The organism is Streptomyces mauvecolor, assembly GCF_039532965.1.
Classification (GTDB): Bacteria; Actinomycetota; Actinomycetes; order Streptomycetales; family Streptomycetaceae; genus Streptomyces; species Streptomyces violascens.
Window position 1 is genome coordinate 257,057 of record NZ_BAAASQ010000018.1, and the last position, 18,504, is coordinate 275,560.

Sequence of the window (18,504 nt, forward strand, 5' to 3'; positions counted from 1 at the left end):
GGGCTACAGCCAGCCCTGCTGGCGGGCCGACCGTACGGCCTCCATGCGGTTGCGGGTGCCCGTCTTGCCGATCGCGGAGGACAGGTAGTTGCGCACCGTCGACTCCGACAGGTGCAGCTTGCCCGCGATGTCGGAGACCGTCGCCCCGTCCACCGAGGCGTTCAGGACGTCGCGTTCGCGGGCGGTCAGCGGGCTCGGGCCCGCGCTGAGGGCGGCGGCCGCGAGCGCCGGGTCGATGACCGTCTCGCCGCGCAGGACCCGGCGGACCGCCTCCGCGAGATCCTCGACCGGGCCGTCCTTCACAAGGAACCCGGCGGCGCCTGCCTCCATCGCGCGGCGCAGATAGCCGGGCCGGCCGAACGTGGTGAGGATCAGGACCCGGCAGTCCGGGACCTCCTCGCGCAGGGCGGCGGCCGCGTCCAGGCCGCTCATGCCCGGCAGTTCGATGTCGAGCAGGGCCACGTCGGGGCGCGAGACCAGCGCCTCGGGGACGATCTTGTCGCCCGCCGAGACCTGCGCGACGACCTCCATGTCCTCTTCGAGGCCGAGCAGCAGGGCGAGCGCGCCGCGCATCATTCCCTGGTCCTCGGCGAGCAGCACTCGTACGGATTTGGCAGGTCGGTGATCCTGGGGCATCTCGTCCACGGGGAAAGGGTATGCGCGGCCGGGCATCAGTGGTGGCCGGGGGCGCTGGTCAGTTCGTCGTCCAGGGCCGCGTCCGCGGGGTCCACCGGGAGTTCGGCGCTCACCTGGAAGCCGTTGCGGGGCGCGGGGCCCGCAGTCAGCGAGCCGCCCGCCGCGGCGAGGCGCTCGGTCAGACCCTTGAGGCCCGTGCCGCCGATCCGAGGGGTGGGGGCGGGAGCTGCGGGCGCGCCCTTGCCGTTGTCGGTGACCGTCAGGGTCACCCGCTCCGGCGTGCCCTCGACCACGATCTCGCAGCGGCTCGCGGCGCTGTGCCGTACGACGTTGGTGACCGCCTCGCGCACCACCCAGCCGAGCAGCGCCTCGGCCTGCGCGGGCAGCGGCGGGCCCGACTGGCGCACCAGCGGCTCCACTTCGGCCGCGCTCAGCGCCGAGCGGGCCCGGTCGAGCTCGGTGGCGAGGCTGCCCTCGCGGTAGCCGGTCACGGCCTCGCGGATCTCGGTCAGGGCCTGGCGGCCGACCGACTCGATGTCGGCGACCTGACCGAGCGCCGCGTCGAGGTCGCGCCGGGCGATGCGGCGGGCCGCCTCCGACTTCACCACGATCACGGACAGGGTGTGGCCGAGCAGATCGTGCAGATCGCGGGAGAAGCGGAGCCGCTCCTTCTCGACCGCGGTACGGGCCAACTCCTGCCGGGTGTCCCGCAGTTCGCGGACCGTTTCGGAGAGGGAGAGCAGGGACGAGATCACCAGGCCCGACAGGAACGTGCCGTACGCGATGGTCATGTTGTCCCAGGGGTCGCCCGTCTTGATCCCCGAGATCACCCCCACCGAACCCGCGAGCGTGATGATCACAAAGCCGAGCCGCCGGTCCCGCACGGCCGCCCCGGCGGCCAGCGAGGCCAGCGGGAAGAACAGCAGCCAGACGCCGCCGTAGCCGATTCCCATGGCGTAGGTGACGGCGGCGAGCGCGCCGAGCAGGACCAGCGTGGCCCGCTCCTCGCGCCGCTGCTTGTCCAGCGCGCGGAAGGCGACCATCGCGTACAGCACGGCGAAGGCGACGATGCCGAGGCCGCCCAGCCAGGGCAGGGCCACCTTGCCCTTGGCGACCTCCACGACCGCGCCGGTGCCCATGAGCAGCCACGGCAGGAAGGTGTAGCCGTTGGCGGGCGGGCCGGGGAACTCGTCGGCCTTCTCGCCCCGCGGTGGCAGCTTGGGCAGCAGTGACGGCAACGTGTTCTCCCCGTACTTGAGGTCCATCGACAGATCCATGAGTGCACCGGGCCCCGGTTTCCGTGCGCTCACGCGGTCCGTGCGGACCGACGGTAGGAGACCACGGCGTACGAACCGAAGACCACCAGCCAGGCTGCCATCAGTGCGATGGTGGCCGCACCCGGGGCGTGGCCCTGCGAGGTGGCCCAGCCGAGGTCGGCGAAGCGGTGCGTCGGAGTGTACTCGGCGATCCTGCGCAGCCAGCCGGGGAAGGCCGAGACCGGGAACCACAGGCCGCCGAGGATCGCGAGTCCCATCAGGCAGGCCACGTTGACCACGCCGGTGGCCTGCGCGGAGAGCCGGTAGCCGTTGCCGAGGCCGAGCATCGTGAAGGGCAGCGCACCGATCCACAGGAGCAGCGTGAGGGCGCCCCACTGCCAGGCGTCCAGGCGCACGCCGTTGACCAGCGCGCCGGACAGGAACACGGCGAGGATGCCGGGCAGCACGGTCACCGAGCCGCTGATCGCCCGCCCGGTCACCACCCGGGTCGGCGGGAGCGGGGCGATCCGCATCTGCCGCAGCCAGCCGATCGACTTGTCCGAGGCGACCCCGGTGCCGACGCCCAGGGCCGCGCCGAGCGCGCCGTACGCCGCCATGCCGATCATGGACGAGATCTTCCAGTCGGCGTCGTTGTTCTGGCCGCCGCCGATGTTGGTGAAGAGCAGATACATCAGCACCGGCATCCCGATGCCGAAGGTCACGAAGGAGGCGTCACGGAGCGTGCGCCGCATCTCCAGCTTGATGTACTCGAACATCAGACGGTCTCGCTTTCGCGTGCGGTGAGGGAGAGGAAGGCGTCTTCGAGGCTGGCCGGGGCCACTTCGAGGCGGCGTACGGCGCCCATCGCGGCCAGGGCGACGACGGTCGCGTCCGAGTCGTCGCTGCGCAGGTGGGCCCGGTCGCCGTGGATCTCGACGGCGGCCACGCCGGGCAGCAGGGACAGGCCCTCGGTGGGCATGCCCGCGAGGTCGAAGGAGACGAGGCTGCCGCCGGCCGCCCGCTTGATGGTCTCGCCGGGCCCGTCGGCGACGATGCGGCCCTGGTCGATGACGACGATGCGGTCCGCGTTGCCGTCGGCCTCTTCGAGGTAGTGGGTGGAGAACATGACCGTGTTGCCGCGGTCGGCGTACGTGCGCATCGACTCCCAGAACGCGCGGCGCGCCTCGACGTCGAGCGCGGCCGTCGGCTCGTCGAGCAGCAGCAGCTCGGGGTTTCCGGCGAGGGCCATCGCGAACCGGACCCGCTGGGTCTGGCCGCCGGAGAGCTTGTCGACCCGGCGGTCCGCGAACTCGGTGAGCCCCGCGAGCGCGAGCGCCTCGGCGACCGGCATCGGCTTCGGGTACATGCTGCCGATGAAGAACACCAGCTCGCGCACGGTCACCCGGGGGATCGGGCTGCCCTCCTGGAGCATCGCCCCGACCAGGCCGGCCCGTACCGCCTGCTCCGGGGTCCGCCCGAAGATCCGTACCTCGCCCGCGTCGGGCTCGTTCAGGCCGAGCAGCAGGCTGATGGTGGTGGACTTGCCGGCCCCGTTGCGGCCGAGCAGCGCCACGGTCTCGCCGCGCCCGATGGTCAGCTCGGCCCCGTTCACGGCCCGGACCGCCCCGTAGGACTTGACCACCCCGCTGAAGCGGACCGCGGTCGCGCTCTGTGTCGTCGTCTGCGTCATGCCGGAAACGCTACGGAGCGGGCAGGGGGTCGCCCCAGATGCGCATGTACGGAGCTGGGCAGGACAAATGTCCTGGGGTGCCCCCGCCGAAAGGTGCACGGGGCGGCCCCGCCAGCAGATCTGACGCAACGTCAGGAGCCTTCACAACTGCCGGAGCGTGCGCTATACCTAGGGGCCATCGGCCTAGAACGCGTTCTAGAACGAAGAACGGGTCCTCGGTCCGGTCCAGTACGACCTCGGTGCGGCCGACGGTGCGGACGGCCGCACCGAGGTCTTTTCCCGTGCCCGCACAACGCTCAAGGAGCAGCATCCACATGCCCATTGATGCCGCGAAGGCGATCGCCGCCGAGCCCCGGTCCACCGAGATCACCTGGGACCACAAGGACGTACAGCTCTACCACCTCGGGCTCGGGGCGGGATCGTTTCAAGGCAAGCACAGTCCTGCCACCGACCCCGACGAGCTGCGCTACACCCTGGAGTCCCGGCTGCACGTGCTGCCGTCCTTCGCGACCGTCGCGGGCGCCGGCATGGGCGTGGTCGGCGGGCTCTCCGCGCCGGGCATCGACGTGGACCTCGCGGCGGTCCTGCACGGCGGCCAGGCCATCACCCTGCACCGGCCGATTCCCGTACGGGGCAGGGCCACCTCGACCTCGAAGGTCGCCGCCGTCTACGACAAGGGCAAGGCCGCCATCCTGGTCCTGCGTACCGAGGCCGCCGACGCGGACGGGCCGCTGTGGACCAGCGACGCGCAGATCTTCGTGCGCGGCGAGGGCGGCTTCGGCGGGGACCGGGGCCCCTCCGCCCGCGTCGAGCAGCCCGACCGGGCCCCGGACCACACCGTGGAGCGCCGGGTCCGCGAGGAACAGGCGCTGCTCTACCGGCTTTCGGGGGACTGGAACCCGCTGCACGCCGACCCCGACTTCGCCAAGCTCGCCGGCTTCGACCGGCCGATCCTGCACGGGCTCTGCACGTACGGCATGACGCTCAAGGCCGTCGTGGACACGCTGCTCGGCGGCGATGTGACCCGGGTGCGCTCGTACGCCACCCGCTTCACCGGGGTCGTCTTCCCGGGCGAGACCCTGCGCATCCGGATGTGGTCGGGGCCCGGCCGCGTCCAGGTGTCGGTGACGGCCGTCGAGCGGGACGACGCGCCGGTCCTCGCGGACACGGTCGTCGAACACAACTGAGCTTTCTCATCCGGTACTTGAGGGGACTTCGAGGGGAGCCGCACCATGCGCGCAGCCGTACTGCACGAGATAGGCCAGGACAAGCTCGACGTGGTCGACGACATGGAGGCGACCGGCTTCGGCCCCGGGAAGGTCAGGCTCCGCGTCCGCGCCACGGGCCTGTGCCACTCCGACCTCTCGGCGATGAGCGGCGTGCTGCCGCAGCCCGCGCCGTTCGTGCCGGGACACGAGGGGGCCGGTGAGGTCATCGACGTCGGGGACGGGGTGGCCGGCCTCAAGCAGGGCGACCGGGTCCTGATGTGCTGGCTGCCCGCGTGCGGGCAGTGCCCGTCCTGCAAGCGGGGCCAGACCCATCTGTGTCTGGCCGGCTTCATGAACGCCGGGACGCCCAACTTCAAGCGGGCCGGCGGCGACGTGTTCGGCTTCGCGGGCACCGGCACCTTCGCCGAGGAGGTCGTCGTCGCGGCGGGCTGCGCGGTCCCGATCCCGGACGACGTGCCGTACGAGATCGCGGCTCTGATCGGCTGCGGCGTGACCACCGGGCTCGGCGCGGCCATCAACACCGCGAAGGTGGAGGCCGGTTCGTCCGTGGCCGTCATCGGCTGCGGCGGGGTCGGCATCTCCACCATCCAGGGTGCCCGGGTGCAGGGCGCGGCCCAGATCGTCGCGGTCGACCCGGTCGCGTCCCGGCGCGAGGCGGCGATCGGGTTCGGCGCCACGGAGGCCGTCTCGCCCGAGGAGTTCGCCGACGCCAAGCAGCGCGTCACCGCGGGCGAGGGCTTCGACTACGTCTTCGAGGTGGTCGGCCGCTCGGCGACCGCCCGCACCGCGTACGAGAACACCCGGCGCGGCGGCACCCTGTGCGTGGTCGGCGCGGGCGCCATGGACGACTTCTTCCAGGTCAACATGTTCGAGCTGTTCTTCGACGAGAAGCGCATCCTGCCGTCCATGTACGGCGGCGGCGACGTGCTGCGCTCCTACGAGCGGGCCATCGCGCTGTGGCGGGCGGGCCGCATCGACCTGGAGAGCCTGATCACCCACCGGGTGCAGCTCGCCGGGATCAACGAAGCGCTCGACCAGATGCGCAGCGGCGAGGCCCTGCGCACCTGCATCGAGATCTGATCCGCCCGCACGATCCACCGTCCGATCCATCCCAGCGCGAGAGGATCCAACCGGCATGGCAGCACTGCCACTTGAAGGTCTGTCCGCGATCGTCACCGGAGCCGGGCGCGGGCTCGGCCGGGCCGAGGCGCTCGAACTCGCCCGGCTCGGCGCGGCCGTCGTCGTCAACGACTTCGGGCAGCCCGGGCGGGACGGCTCGGGCCAGGCGTCGAAGGGCCCGGCCGAGGAGGTCGCCGCCGAGATCCGCGCCGCGGGCGGCCGGGCCACGGCCCACACCGGGGACGTCGCCGACCACCAGCAGGCCCGTGAACTGGTCCAGTTGGCGATCGACACGTACGGCAAGCTCGACATCCTGGTCAACAACGCGGGCATCCTGCGGGACCGGATGATCTTCTCGATGAGCGAGGCCGAGTGGGACTCGGTGATCCATGTGCACCTCAAGGGGCACTTCAACACCACCCACTTCGCGGCCGCGCACTGGCGCGAGCGGTCCAAGGCGGCGGGCGGCCCGGTCTACGGCCGAATCGTCAACACCTCCTCGGAGGCCTTCCTCGCAGGCTCGGCGGGCCAGCCCAACTACGCGGCGGCCAAGGGCGGCATCGTCGGCCTCACCACCTCCACCGCGCTGGCGCTCGGCAAGTACGGGGTCACGGCGAACGCGATCTGCCCGCGGGCCCGTACGCGGATGACCGAGGACGTGTTCCAGGGCTTCCAGGAACCGGCGGCGGGGCAGCTCGACCCGCTGGCGCCCGAGCACGTCTCGCCGCTCGTCGGCTATCTGGCGTCGCCCGCGGCCGCCAAGGTCAACGGGCAGCTCCTGGTGGTGCACGGCGGCATGGTCGCGATCGTCGAACGGCCCAGGGTGGCCGCCAAGTTCGACACCGCGAAGGAGGTCTTCTCGTACGAGGAACTCGACGAGCTGATCTCCCCCTACTACGAGGACCGGCCCCCGAACGAGACCTTCGCGGCGGCCGAGGTGCTCGGGCTCAAGCACGGCTGAGGCGCTGCCGAGCGTGCCGAAAGGGCGAGGCCCCCGGGGTGAACCACCCCGGGGGCCTCGCTTGTTTCACGTACTCAGGCGTTGCTGCCCGCGGTCTCCTCGCGCCGGTGGCGTCCGTGGGCCGGCGTCGCCGAGTCCTCGGTGGAGGCCGCCCCGCCCCGGTGCCTTCCGTTGCTGTCGGTCCCGGTACCCGTCTCCTGCGGACGGGTGTCGGTCTGGTTGGACATGAGCTGTGGTCACCCCGTAGTCGTCTTCACTGTGCCTCGTACAGGGCGCCGATTCTAACGATCTCCTGACAGCGGCCGACGGCCGGTCAGAGGTGCCTGCCCCAGCGGTACGGGCTTGGCCGCGGCGGGCTTGGCGGGCGCCGGAGGCGGGGCGGCCGGGGCGGGTGCCGGGTCCGGCGGCGCGGGCAGGTCGAGCAGCGCGCACGGGGTCGTGTCCGTGACGTACGGAAGCCTCAGCACCCCCTCCGGTGTCCACAGCCCGGCGCCCGCCAACCACCCCTGGGGCACCGCCAGTTGATGAAGGTGGCGGCCCGCCGGGCGCCAGATGCCGACCCAGGTGCCGCCCGCCGCGTCGATGCGCAGGGCCACCGCGCAGGACTCCGGCGTGAGGACCTGGCCCGGCTGTATGGCGAACGGGGTGACCGCCGCGTCCGCCAGACGCAGGCATTCCGGGAAGCGGATGGGGAGTGCGGAGCCGAGCACGCCCCAGCCGAGCCGGTCGTGGCCGGGGGCGTCCGAGCGGATCACGAGGAGTCCGCTGTCGGCGTCGGCGAGCAGCAGCCGGTCGTTGCTGTCCTCGGTGATCTGGAGCAGCTCGGTGACCTCGCCGCCGCGTTCCAGGTCGACGGCGACGGCCTTGGTGCGGCCGTCCAGTTCGCGGTCCAGGGAGAGCATCCGTCCGGTGCGGTCCAGCCACGCCCCGCCCGAGCAGCGCCCCTTGATGCGGGCGACCAGCTCGGGGCCGAACGCGCCGCCCGCCACCAGCCACAGCGCCGTGCCGTCCGGGCCCGCCGCGAGCGCGTAGGCGCAGCTGCCGTCCGGGGACGGCGGGAGCAGGGTGAGCTCGCCCTCCCCGGCGTCGACCGCGCCGAGCGGCAGCTCGCCGGTCGCGGGGCCGGTGGGGTAGAGCAGCGCGAAGGCGTGCCGGTCGGCGACCCTGCGGTGGATGAGCACCCGGCCGTCCGCCATGGGCAGCACCCCGGCGTCGGGCTCCTCCGGCTGGTTGCCGGGGAGCGGCACCGCGTACGGCTCGGGGCCGTCGAGGGTCCAGCGCTCGGGGAACCAGGCCGCCCCCGCCCCCGCGTCGCGCACCAGCCTCGCGGCGTACGAACCGTTCGCGGTGATCGCGAATCCCGTACTCCTGACCGCGCCGCCCTCGGCAGCGGTCTCGATGGCCAAAGCCGTCATGAGATGGCTCACCTCCGGCCCATGAAGCTAGTTTTCGCACTTCCAGCCGAACAACGCGAGACCACTCGCTTCACACCAAAGGGTGGCTGTCGGGCGATTCGCCTGTGGAGGGGGAGACGGATGTGCAGGAACGGTTTATGTAAGGTTAGGCGTACCTAAGCCACGTTGGCCGGATGTTTGCGGCCGGCGATCCCCCGCTGTACAGGAGCCTGTGATGTCCCTACGCCGCCGCGGCACCGCCGCCGTAGCCCTCGCCGTGGCCGCCGGACTCTCCCTCGCGGCCTGCGGAAGCAGCGAGGGCGGGGACAAGCCGTCGGCGGCGGCCTCGGGCAAGGCGGACGCGGGCGGCAAGAAGTCCGTCGCACAGGGCGGCAAGGACTTCGCGGCGGCCGCCGACAGGACGGCGAAGATGGGCACCGACGCGGAGCCCGGCCGGTTCCCGCGCACCGTCAACCACGCCATGGGCGCCACCGAGATCAAGGCTCAGCCCAAGCGCGTCGTCGTCCTGGACGTCGGCGAGTTCGACAACGTGGTGTCGCTCGGCATCCAGCCCGTCGGATACGCCCCCACCGAGGGCGACGAGGGCATCCCCAGCTACCTGAAGAAGGGCGCGGGCGAGCCGAAGAACGTCGGCACGATCAACAGCCTCAACCTGGAGGCGATCGCCGCGCTCAAGCCCGACCTCATCCTGGGCAGCCAGCTGCGCGCCGCCGACAAGTACAAGGAACTTTCCAGGATCGCCCCGACGGTCTTCTCGATCCGCCCCGGCTTCCCGTGGAAGCAGAACTATCTGCTGAACGCCGCCGCCCTCGACAAGAGCGCCGAGGCGAAGGCGAAGCTCGCCGCGTACGAGACGAAGGCCGAGCAGCTCGGGAGCGACCTCGGCGCGAACAAGCCGACCGTCACGATGCTCCGCTACATGCCGGGCAAGGTCCGCCTGTACGCGAAGGCCTCCTTCATCGGCACGATCCTGGACGACGCCGGCATCCCGCGCCCCAAGAACCAGCAGGCCGTCGACCTGGCGACCGAGGTCGGCCCGGAGACCATCGACCAGGCCGACGCCGACTGGATCTTCACCGGCGTCTACGGCGACCCGAAGAAGTCCAAGCGGGACAGCGCCGAGTCGAACCCGCTGTGGAAGAACCTGAAGGCCGTCAGGGCCGGGCAGGCCAAGGACGTCAAGGACGAGACCTGGTACCTCGGACTCGGCGTCACCGCCGCCGACTCCGTCCTCGACGACCTGCGCGGCTTCCTCGTCAAGAAGTAGCCACCGGCGGCCCGCGGCCGGGAAGCAGGCCGGTGGCCGACCGGCGGGGTGCGCAGCGCAGGTAACCTGTCTCCGTGCCCCGTCTGTCTGAAGTCATCGCCGCGCTCGACGCCCTCTGGCCGCCCGAGCGGGCCGAGGGGTGGGACGCCGTCGGCACCGTCTGCGGCGACCCGGACGCCGAGATCCACCGGGTCCTGTTCGCCGTCGACCCCGTCCAGGACATCGTCGACGAGGCCCTCAAGCTGGGCGCCGACCTGGTCGTCACCCACCACCCGCTCTATCTGCGCGGCACCACCACGGTCGCCGCCGGCCACTTCAAGGGCCGCGTGGTGCACACCCTGATCAAGCACGACATCGCCCTGCACGTCGCGCACACCAACGCCGACACCGCCGACCCGGGCGTGAGCGACGCCCTCGCGGGCGCCCTCGACCTCAGGGTCGTACGGCCCCTCGTGCCCGACGCGAGCGACCCGTCGGGCCGCCGCGGCCTCGGCCGGATCTGCGAGCTCGACCCCCCGATGACGCTTCAGGAGTTCGCCGCCCGCGCCGCCGCCCGGCTCCCCGCCACCTCGCAGGGCATCCGCGTCGCGGGCGACCTCGAAGCGACGGTGCGTACGGTCGCGGTCAGCGGCGGCTCGGGCGACAGCCTCTTCGACGCCGTACGCGCCTCGGGAGCCGACGCCTTCCTCACCGCGGACCTGCGCCACCATCCGGTCTCCGAGGCCACCCAGCACTCACCGCTCGGCCTGGTCGACGCCGCGCACTGGGCCACCGAGTGGCCCTGGTGCGAGCAGGCCGCCGCCCAGCTCGACGAGATTTCCGACCGCCACGGCTGGGACCTGAGGGTCCACGTCTCGAAGACGGTCACCGACCCGTGGTCCGCCCACCACACCTCCCCTTCTATTGATGGAGCCCCCAACTGAACGCCGCGCCCGCCGACCAGATCCGCCTTCTCGACGTACAGGCGCTGGATGTCCGCCTGTCGCAGCTCGCCCACAAGCGGAAGTCGCTGCCCGAGCACGCCGAGATCGAATCGCTGAACAAGGACCTCACGCAGCTGCGTGACCTCCTGGTCGCCTCGCAGACCGAGGAGAGCGACACCGCCCGCGAGCAGACCAAGGCCGAGCAGGACGTGGACCAGGTGCGCCAGCGCGCCGCCCGCGACCAGCAGCGCCTCGACTCGGGCGCCGTCTCCTCGCCGAAGGACCTGGAGAGCCTGCAGCGCGAGATCGCCTCGCTCGCCAAGCGCCAGGGCGACCTGGAGGACGTCGTCCTCGAAGTCATGGAGCGCCGCGAGTCCGCCCAGGAGCGCGCCGCCGAGCTGACCGAGCGCGTCTCCTCCGTACAGGCCAAGGCCGACGACGCGACCGCCCGCCGCGACGCCGCGCTCGGCGAGCTCGACACCGAGGCCGCCTCGGTGACCAAGGAGCGCGAGATCGTCGCCGGTTCCGTCCCGGCCGACCTGCTCAAGCTGTACGACAAGCTCCGCGAGCAGCAGGGCGGCGTGGGCGCGGCCCGCCTCTACCAGCGCCGCTGCGAGGGCTGCCGCCTGGAGCTCAACATCACCGAGGTCAACGAGGTCAAGGCGGCCGCTCCCGACACGGTCCTGCGCTGCGAGAACTGCCGCCGCATCCTGGTGCGCACCTCGGAATCGGGTCTGTAAGTGCCTGACGCGGTACGGCAGTTCGTCGTCGAGGCCGACGGCGGCTCCCGGGGCAACCCGGGTCCCGCCGGCTACGGCGCGGTCGTCCTCGACCCGGCGACCGGCGAGACGCTCGCGGAGGCCGCCGAGTTCATCGGCGTCGCCACGAACAACGTCGCCGAGTACAAGGGGCTCATCGCGGGGCTGCGCGCCGCGCGGGAGCTCGACCCGGCGGCGCGGGTGCGGGTCCGGATGGACTCCAAGCTCGTCGTCGAGCAGATGTCGGGCCGCTGGAAGATCAAGCACCCCGACATGAAGCCGCTCGCGGCCGAGGCCGGGCGCATCCTGCCGTCCTCGCAGGTGTCGTACGAGTGGATCCCGCGCGAGCGGAACAAGCACGCGGACCGGCTCGCCAACGAGGCGATGGACGCGGGCAAGCGGGGCAGGGTTGGGGTCTCCCCTGCTCGAACGGAGTTGAGAGCTCGGGGAGGGGAGCCGTCGGCATCCACCGCGGACCCGTCCGCCTCTGCTTCCGCCTCTGCCTCTGCCGACGTGAGTGCGGCCCGGGTGGTCGGTGACGCGGCGGCGGGCGCGGCCAGGGCGCGGGCGGCCCTGGTGCAGGGAAGGGAAGCCGGGGCTTCGGCGTCGACTCCCGTACCGGACAAGGCGGTTGAGGCGGCGCCGACCGTGGGCTGGGGAGCGTCCGCGGATCTGGGCGCGCCCGCCACGTTCGTACTGCTCCGTCACGGCGAGACGGCGCTGACGCCCTCGAAGCGGTTCTCCGGGAGCGGCGGAACCGATCCCGAACTGTCGGCCGTCGGGCGCGGCCAGGCCGAACGGGTCGCCGCCGCGCTCGCCGAGCGCGGCACCGTCCAGGAGATCGTGTCGTCCCCGCTACGGCGGTGCCGCGAGACCGCGGCGGCGGTGGCGGCCCGGCTCGGGCTCGACGTCCACATCGAAGAGGGACTGCGCGAGACGGACTTCGGGGCGTGGGAGGGGCTGACCTTCGCGGAGGTCCGCGAGCGGTACCCGGACGACCTCGACGCCTGGCTCGGCTCCGCGAAGGCGGCCCCGACGGGCGGCGGCGAGAGCTTCGCGACGGTGTCGCGGCGGGTTTCGGCTGCCCGGGACCGGCTGATCGCCGCGTACCCCCGGCGCACGGTGCTCGCGGTGACCCATGTGACCCCGATCAAGACCCTGGTGAGGCTGGCCCTGGGGGCACCGCCGGAATCCCTGTTCCGGATGGAACTCTCGGCGGCGTCGTTGTCGGCGGTGGCGTACTACGGGGACGGCAATGCGTCGGTGCGGCTGCTGAACGACACGGGGCACCTGCGGTAGCCCTCGCTGTTGGGGTGCGGGCCCGCTGGGGGCTTTTTGCGCAGTTCCCCGCGCCCCTGAGTCGCTTCAGGCCGCGGGCTGTTGGAGGTGCTCGCGCGGTTCCTCGCGCCCCCAAGGCCTCTTTCGGCTGCGGGCCGTGCGTGGCTGGTCGCGCAGTTCCCCGCGCCCCTGGGCACGGTTGGGGGCCGGGGCCGCGCTCCTCGGGTTGCGTCCCGAACCTCCGGCAGCCCGATGCCCATCAGCCTGCGGGCCGTGCGTGCCTGGTCGCGCAGTTTCCCGCGCCCCTGAAACGCGTCTTCGGCTGCGGCCCGGTGTGGTTGCTCGTGCAGTTCCTCGCGCCCCTGGCGGTGTCGATCCTGGCAGGGTGCACTCTCAGCCTGTCATGGGGGTCCCCGGGCCCTCGGGGGAGTTTGCGGGCGAGCGCCCTCCGGGCGCGAACGCGGTCTGGGGCGGAGCCCCGGGAAAACCGGCCTTCCCTTCCCTTCACCCCCGGCGGGTTTCGGGAAGGGGTGGGGTGGGGGCTTCCGGGGTCTGGGGCGGAGCCCCGGCGCACCCCCGCAGCGCCCGGTGCCTCAGCGGGCTCGCAATGCCGCCGCCTCGCGGGCCAGGGCTTCGACCCGGGGCCAGTCGCCGATGGCGATCGCGTCCCGCGGCAGCATCCAACTCCCGCCCACGCACCCCACGTTCGGCAGGGCCAGATAGGCGGGCGCCGAGGCGGGCGAGATGCCGCCGGTCGGGCAGAAGCGGGCCCGGGGGAGCGGCGCCGACAGGGACGTCAGGTACGCCGTGCCGCCCGCCGCCTCGGCCGGGAAGAACTTCATCTCCGTCACGCCCTGTTCGAGCAGCGCGACGACCTCCGACGCCGTCGAGACCCCGGGCAGGAACGGGACGCCGGACCCCTTCATCGCGTCCAGGAGGGCGGGAGTCCACCCGGGGCTCACCAGGAAACGGGCCCCCGCGTCCACGGCGTCGGCGGCGCCGCCCGCCGATATCACCGTGCCCGCCCCGACCACCGCGTCCGGCACCTCGGCCGCGATCGCCCGGATCGCGTCAAGGGCGGCCGGCGTGCGCAGGGTCACCTCGATCGCCGGGAGCCCGCCCGCCACCAGCGCCCGCGCGAGCGGCACGGCGTCGGCGGCGTCGTCGATCACCACGACGGGGAGGACGGGGGCGAGATCCAGGACGGAGGCGTGGGCAGGGGAGGGCATGGCGGAGGACGTCATGGGCCCATCCTGCCGAGGGTGTGCGGAGTGCGCAACGAGCGTTGCGCATGATGCAACAGCTGCTCGGGGCTAGTGAATCTGCGTCACGACCACGTCCAGGGACCAGGCACGGCCCGCCTTGGCGGGCGGCTCGCCCTCGACCACGTAACCGAGGTCGCGCAGTACGGTCACCAGCTCGGCGGGGTCGGCGGGGCCGGCACCGGCGGTGAGGAGGTCGCGTACGAGCCGGCCCTTCGTCGCCTTGTTGAAGTGGCTGACGACCGAGCGCTTCTCCACGCCGTCGACGATCTGGGAGTGCAGCACCCGCACGGTGGCCGTGCGCCCCGCGACGGCGCCCTTCGGCTTCCAGGCGGCGGCGTACGCCGAGGAGCGCAGGTCCAGGACCAGGCCCTCGCCCGCGGCCTCCGTCATGACCGGGTCCATCACGGTCCGCCAGTACGCTCCGAGCGCGCCCAGGCCGGGCAGCTTCACGCCCATCGAGCAGCGGTAGGAGGGAATCCGGTCACCGGTGTGGACGGCGCCCCACAGCCCCGAGAAGACGAGCAGTGCCTTCGCGGCGCGGCGCTTGGCGGCGGTGTCGAGGGTGGCGAGGCCGAGGGCGTCGTACAGGACGCCGGTGTAGATCTCGCCGGCCGGGCGGGTGCCCGCGGTGCGCAGCTCGACGTTCTTGGCGACCTCGCCGCGCAGGCCCTCGCTGAGCCCGAGCACCTCGCGGGCCTTGCCCTCGTCGCCGGTGCACAGCTCGACGAGCTCGTCGAGGACGGCCGCGCGGGCATCGGCGAGGCCCGGGAGGGACAGCGACTCCGCCTTCAGCGGCGCCCCGCGGCCCGAAGCGGCCTTTCCTTCGGAGGGCGGCAGCAGCACCAGCACGGCGATTCTCCTTCGTGTACGTACGGGGAGGGGGTGCGGCCCCCGCGTCAGGGTAACCCTGGCCTGCCCCCACCCCGCCCCTTCCCTGAACCCGCCGGGGGTTGGGGAAGGGAGGCCGGGTTTCCTGGGGCTCCGCCCCGGCCCCCGGGCGCTCGTCCTCAAACTCCCCCAAGACCTTAAGGGCGGGGGACCCCCATGACGGGCTGGGAATGCCCGCACGGGCACCCTGCCAGGGACGGCCCTGTCAGGGACGCGGGGAACTGCGCGGGCGACCACACACGGTCCGCGGCCGAAAGCGGGTCCAGGGGCGCGGGGAACTGCGCAATCGCCCCGGCGGGCCCGCACCCGAACACTGCCCCCGGCGGACCGCGGCGAGCGAAAACATGCCCCACCCCCCACCCCCTCGTACGCTCGGGGCATGCCCCGCCGCCACCTGCACGTGACCGGCGCAGCTCAGGCCCCGCTGCGGGCCGCGCTCGCCGCGCTGCGTACCGCGCTCGACGTTCCCCCTCAGTTCCCCGCCGACGTCCTCGCCGAGGCGGAGCGCGCGGCCGCCGCACCCCGCCTCCCCGCCCACGACGCGACCGGCGTCGAGTTCTTCACCATCGACCCGCCCACCTCCACCGACCTCGACCAGGCCATGCACCTGGAGCGCAGGCCGGGCGGCGGGTACCGGGTGCACTACGCGATCGCCGACGTCGCCGCGTTCGTCACCCCGGGCGGCACCCTGGACGCGGAGGCGCACCGCCGCGTGACGACTCTCTACTTCCCCGACGAGAAGACCCCGCTGCACCCCGCCCTCCTCTCCGAGGGCGCCGCGAGCCTGCTCCCGGACCAGCCCCGGCCCGCCCTGCTCTGGCAGATCGATCTCGACGCGGACGGTGCGATCACCGCCACCGACGTACGCCGCGCTCTCGTCCGCAGCCGCGCCAAGCTCGACTACGAGGGCGTCCAGCGGCAGATCGACGCCGGTACCGCACCCGAGTCCCTCGCCCTGCTCCGCGACATCGGCACCCTGCGCGAACAGCAGGAAGTCGCCCGCGGCGGCATCTCGCTGAACGTCCCCGAGCAGGAGATCGTCGAGCACGACCACCGCTACGACCTCACCTACCGCGCCCCCCTGCCCGCCGACGGCTGGAACGCGCAGATCTCCCTGCTCACCGGCATCGCCGGCGCCCAGCTGATGCTGGCGTACGGCACCGGAATCCTGCGCACCCTGCCCAGCGCCCCGGACGGCGCGGTCGCGAGGCTGCGCCGCTCGGCGAAGGCGCTGCACATCGACTGGCCGCACCACGTCCCGTACGCCGCCGTCGTCCGCTCCCTCGACCCGCGCGAGCCGAACCACGCCGCCTTCCTCCAGGAGTGCACGACGCTGCTGCGGGGCGCCGGGTACACCGTGTTCACCGGTCACGCCGAGCCCCAGCTCGCCGTCCACGCCGCGGTGGCCGCCCCGTACACCCACTGCACGGCCCCGCTGCGCCGCCTCGTCGACCGGTACGCCGGTGAGCTCTGCCTCGCCGCGGTGGCGGGCCAGGACCCGCCGGACTGGGTCGCCGCCGCGCTCGAAGGGCTCCCGAAGGAGATGGCCGCGGGCACGAGCCGGGCCAACACCGTGGAGCGCGAGTGCGTGGACATCGTCGAGGCGGCCCTGCTCAAGGACCGGGTGGGCGAGGTGTTCGAGGCGACCGTCGTCGACGTGAAGGAACAGCAACCGGCCGTCGGCACCGTCCACTTGACCGACCCGGCGGTGGTGGCCCGCATCGAGGGCGGCGACAGGCCGCTCCCGCTCGGCGAGCGCCTCAGGGTCCGCCTGACCCAGGCCGACCCAGGCACCACGAAGATCCTTTTCGCCCCCGCCTGAGAGGACCTACGCGACGACCGCCCGCAGCGCCGTCGCCAGCTCGCCTGACTCGTCCGTGTGGAACCGCACGACCGTCACCTCGCGCCGCTTTCCCAGGAGCTGTACGTGGGTGATGGGCTCGGTCAACTCCACCGTCAGGGAGGTCTGGGAGCCGACGGACAGTTCCAGGACGTCGTCCGGCACCGTTGCGCCCGCGCCCTGGAACTTCAACTCCCTGCGGATTGCGGCTATGTGGGCCAGCGGGACGGCCAGGTCCACCCGGGCGCCCGCGCGCAGCCGCAGGGTGTCCGGGGTCAGGACGTGCGGCCGGGTCACGGCCGTGGCCTGGATGCCGAGGACCTGGACGACCGTGTACACGTCCAGGAGCAGCAGGACCGCGTGCACGGCCGGCCAGTCGCGGACCATGAACGACACCCCGATCGTCTCGACGACGCACACGAAGGTCAGCCCGTACACCATTGCCGCCTGCGGGCCCGCGTACCCGAACGCGCGGTCACCCGGCTGTACTTGGTGCCGTTTCCGGGTGATCCACAGCCCGAAGCTCTGCAGCATCCGCGCCTCGTGCGCGGAGAGGCGGCCGGCCCACTCAGGGAGGAGGTTCCGCGTCATTCCGTCGCCCCGTCCTTCTCCGGCGTCTTAGCCACCAGCAGCATCGCTCGCCGTACCGCCTCCGCCTGTGCGGGCGCGAAGTCGGCGAGGAAGGCCTTGAGGAAGGTCAGGTCGGCCGGGGGCGTGGTCGCCGCGATCTGTGCCGTCAGCTCGGGCGGGAGGCAGGCGGCGAGCGCTCGCGCGGCCTCGTCCACCCGGGGGTCCGCGAGGTCGGCGTCCGCCAGCGCGTCGAGCAGGGCGTACACCTGGTGGACGCGCTCGGCGGCGCCCGGCGCGGCGGCCGTGGACCGTACGGCGGCCATCAGCCGGTCCCGCTCCTCGGGGTCCGCGGCGGTCTCCATGAGGGCGAACAGCTCGCGGTCCTTGGCGGCCATCGGGGAGGTCGTCTCCTGCGCACCCAACTCGGCGAAGAAGTCGGCAAGTTCGGGGGAGAGCTCGTCCTCGGACGTCAGACGGCCCGCCCGCGCGCGGGCGAGCAGCGTGGCCAGGCGGGCCCGGCGGGCCCGGATCTCCGCCTCCTGGCGGGCCAGGTCCGCGTCCAGCTCACCCAGTACGTCGGCCAGTTCGTGCCCCGCGTCGTCGGCGATCACGTCCCGCACCTCGTCGAGGCCGAGGCCCAGCTCGGTCAGCCGCCGGATGCGGGCGAGCGCGACGGCGTCCCGCACCGAGTACTGCCGGTAGCCATTGGCGAGCCGGGCCGGTTCGGGCAGGAGGCCGAGGTGGTGGTAGTGCCTGACGGCTCGCGTGGTCACCCCTACCAGCGCGGCGATCTCCGAGATCCTCATGGCTCCAGTAGAAACGTTGACGCTGCGGCAGGGTCAAGTGATCCTTTCGGCGGGACCGGCGACCTTTGTGCCGCCCCGCGCCGGGTAGCATGGTCGGCACGGCAGACGAGCCGGGCGGGCGGCCGCGTGGAGATCCACTGGATCTTCCCGAGGAACGTCCGGGCTCCACAAGGCAGGGTGGTGGCTAACGGCCACCCGGGGTAACCCGCGGGACAGTGCCACAGAGAACAGACCGCCCGGGATTTCGGTCCCGGGTAAGGGTGAAACGGTGGTGTAAGAGACCACCAGCGCCTGAGGTGACTCAGGCGGCTAGGTAAACCCCACCCGGAGCAAGGTCAAGAGGAGCCGCCGTGAAACGCGGCTCTGCGCGGACGACCGAGGGCAGCCTGCCCGAGTCCGCGGGTAGACCGCACGAGGCCGGCGGCAACGCCGGTCCTAGATGGATGGCCGTCGCCCCGACGACCGCGAGGTCCCGGGGTACAGAACCCGGCGTATATGCCCGACTCGTCTGTCGCCACTCTCGGCAGAGGCCCCTGACCAGGTGAAACACCAGGTCAGGGGCCTTTCGTGGCTTCGGAGCCGCGTTCCGGGCGGGGGAGGGCG

General features: G+C 72.6%; 18 protein-coding genes and 1 other RNA gene. 9 read left to right on the top strand and 10 right to left on the bottom strand.

Features of this window, described 5'->3' with window-relative positions; translation table 11 throughout:
• Nucleotides 1–3: 3 nt before the first annotated feature.
• The 4 genes from ABD346_RS24185 to ABD346_RS24200 are packed head-to-tail and all read right to left on the bottom strand — an operon-like array spanning nucleotide 4 to nucleotide 3,582.
• Entirely contained in the window at nucleotides 4–636 is a 633-nt protein-coding gene (locus ABD346_RS24185; RefSeq protein WP_344377707.1) for a response regulator, read from the bottom strand.
• 35 nt (nucleotides 637–671) lie between these two features.
• Nucleotides 672–1,913 (bottom strand): sensor histidine kinase, encoded by a 1,242-nt coding sequence (locus ABD346_RS24190; RefSeq protein WP_344377593.1) that lies wholly within the window; start codon nucleotides 1,911–1,913, stop codon nucleotides 672–674.
• Between the two features lie 29 nt (nucleotides 1,914–1,942).
• Nucleotides 1,943–2,668 (bottom strand): ABC transporter permease, encoded by a 726-nt coding sequence (locus ABD346_RS24195; RefSeq protein ID WP_344377595.1) that lies wholly within the window; start codon nucleotides 2,666–2,668, stop codon nucleotides 1,943–1,945.
• Nucleotides 2,668–3,582 (bottom strand): ABC transporter ATP-binding protein, encoded by a 915-nt coding sequence (locus tag ABD346_RS24200; protein WP_344377598.1) that lies wholly within the window; start codon nucleotides 3,580–3,582, stop codon nucleotides 2,668–2,670. Before ABD346_RS24200 ends, ABD346_RS24195 begins: the two co-directional genes overlap by 1 nt.
• Before the next feature lie 314 nt (nucleotides 3,583–3,896).
• Here ABD346_RS24200 and ABD346_RS24205 point away from each other — a divergent pair, with 314 nt between their 5' ends.
• The 3 genes from ABD346_RS24205 to ABD346_RS24215 are packed head-to-tail and all read left to right on the top strand — an operon-like array spanning nucleotide 3,897 to nucleotide 6,891.
• On the top strand, nucleotides 3,897–4,769 hold the full coding sequence (locus ABD346_RS24205) for a MaoC/PaaZ C-terminal domain-containing protein (RefSeq protein WP_344377599.1): 873 nt from the start codon (nucleotides 3,897–3,899) through the stop codon (nucleotides 4,767–4,769).
• Between the two features lie 45 nt (nucleotides 4,770–4,814).
• On the top strand, nucleotides 4,815–5,891 hold the full coding sequence (locus ABD346_RS24210) for a Zn-dependent alcohol dehydrogenase (protein ID WP_344377600.1): 1,077 nt from the start codon (nucleotides 4,815–4,817) through the stop codon (nucleotides 5,889–5,891).
• Between the two features lie 55 nt (nucleotides 5,892–5,946).
• Entirely contained in the window at nucleotides 5,947–6,891 is a 945-nt protein-coding gene (locus ABD346_RS24215) for a 3-oxoacyl-ACP reductase (RefSeq protein WP_344377602.1), read from the top strand.
• Between the two features lie 74 nt (nucleotides 6,892–6,965).
• On the opposite strand, the gene ABD346_RS24220 is transcribed toward ABD346_RS24215, so the two are convergent.
• Complete coding sequence (locus ABD346_RS24220) at nucleotides 6,966–7,118, bottom strand: hypothetical protein (protein ID WP_344377603.1); 153 nt, start codon at nucleotides 7,116–7,118, stop codon at nucleotides 6,966–6,968.
• 54 nt (nucleotides 7,119–7,172) lie between these two features.
• Nucleotides 7,173–8,306: a hypothetical protein gene (locus tag ABD346_RS24225; RefSeq protein WP_344377604.1), complete on the bottom strand. Its 1,134-nt coding sequence runs from the start codon at nucleotides 8,304–8,306 to the stop codon at nucleotides 7,173–7,175.
• 214 nt (nucleotides 8,307–8,520) lie between these two features.
• Between ABD346_RS24225 and ABD346_RS24230 the strand changes: the two genes are divergently transcribed.
• The 4 genes from ABD346_RS24230 (at nucleotide 8,521) to ABD346_RS24245 (ending at nucleotide 12,553) form a co-directional block, all read left to right on the top strand.
• On the top strand, nucleotides 8,521–9,573 hold the full coding sequence (locus ABD346_RS24230; protein WP_344377607.1) for an ABC transporter substrate-binding protein: 1,053 nt from the start codon (nucleotides 8,521–8,523) through the stop codon (nucleotides 9,571–9,573).
• A gap of 74 nt (nucleotides 9,574–9,647) precedes the next feature.
• Nucleotides 9,648–10,496, top strand: coding sequence for a Nif3-like dinuclear metal center hexameric protein (locus tag ABD346_RS24235; protein WP_344377608.1), 849 nt, complete (start codon nucleotides 9,648–9,650; stop codon nucleotides 10,494–10,496).
• Nucleotides 10,493–11,236 carry a zinc ribbon domain-containing protein gene (locus ABD346_RS24240; RefSeq protein ID WP_344377708.1) on the top strand — a complete coding sequence of 248 codons (744 nt, stop codon included), beginning with the start codon at nucleotides 10,493–10,495 and terminating at the stop codon, nucleotides 11,234–11,236. Before ABD346_RS24235 ends, ABD346_RS24240 begins: the two co-directional genes overlap by 4 nt.
• Nucleotides 11,237–12,553 carry a bifunctional RNase H/acid phosphatase gene (locus ABD346_RS24245; protein ID WP_344377610.1) on the top strand — a complete coding sequence of 439 codons (1,317 nt, stop codon included), beginning with the start codon at nucleotides 11,237–11,239 and terminating at the stop codon, nucleotides 12,551–12,553.
• A gap of 572 nt (nucleotides 12,554–13,125) precedes the next feature.
• Here ABD346_RS24245 and eda read toward each other — a convergent pair.
• Together eda and yaaA are read right to left on the bottom strand one after the other, a co-directional pair.
• On the bottom strand, nucleotides 13,126–13,776 hold the full coding sequence (gene eda / locus ABD346_RS24250; RefSeq protein ID WP_344377612.1) for a bifunctional 4-hydroxy-2-oxoglutarate aldolase/2-dehydro-3-deoxy-phosphogluconate aldolase: 651 nt from the start codon (nucleotides 13,774–13,776) through the stop codon (nucleotides 13,126–13,128).
• Nucleotides 13,777–13,845: 69 nt separating this feature from the next.
• Complete coding sequence (gene yaaA, locus ABD346_RS24255) at nucleotides 13,846–14,646, bottom strand: peroxide stress protein YaaA (protein ID WP_344377614.1); 801 nt, start codon at nucleotides 14,644–14,646, stop codon at nucleotides 13,846–13,848.
• 418 nt (nucleotides 14,647–15,064) lie between these two features.
• Between yaaA and ABD346_RS24260 the strand changes: the two genes are divergently transcribed.
• Complete coding sequence (locus ABD346_RS24260; protein WP_344377615.1) at nucleotides 15,065–16,507, top strand: RNB domain-containing ribonuclease; 1,443 nt, start codon at nucleotides 15,065–15,067, stop codon at nucleotides 16,505–16,507.
• A gap of 6 nt (nucleotides 16,508–16,513) precedes the next feature.
• Here ABD346_RS24260 and ABD346_RS24265 read toward each other — a convergent pair whose 3' ends face one another.
• Together ABD346_RS24265 and ABD346_RS24270 are read right to left on the bottom strand one after the other, a co-directional pair.
• Nucleotides 16,514–17,116, bottom strand: coding sequence for a hypothetical protein (locus ABD346_RS24265; RefSeq protein WP_344377617.1), 603 nt, complete (start codon nucleotides 17,114–17,116; stop codon nucleotides 16,514–16,516).
• Nucleotides 17,113–17,901, bottom strand: coding sequence for a MerR family transcriptional regulator (locus tag ABD346_RS24270; protein ID WP_344377618.1), 789 nt, complete (start codon nucleotides 17,899–17,901; stop codon nucleotides 17,113–17,115). Before ABD346_RS24270 ends, ABD346_RS24265 begins: the two co-directional genes overlap by 4 nt.
• A gap of 106 nt (nucleotides 17,902–18,007) precedes the next feature.
• On the opposite strand from ABD346_RS24270, the gene rnpB reads away from it, so the two are divergent.
• An RNA gene (gene rnpB, locus ABD346_RS24275) (RNase P RNA component class A) lies at nucleotides 18,008–18,412 on the top strand.
• The last annotated feature ends 92 nt before the right edge of the window (nucleotides 18,413–18,504 follow it).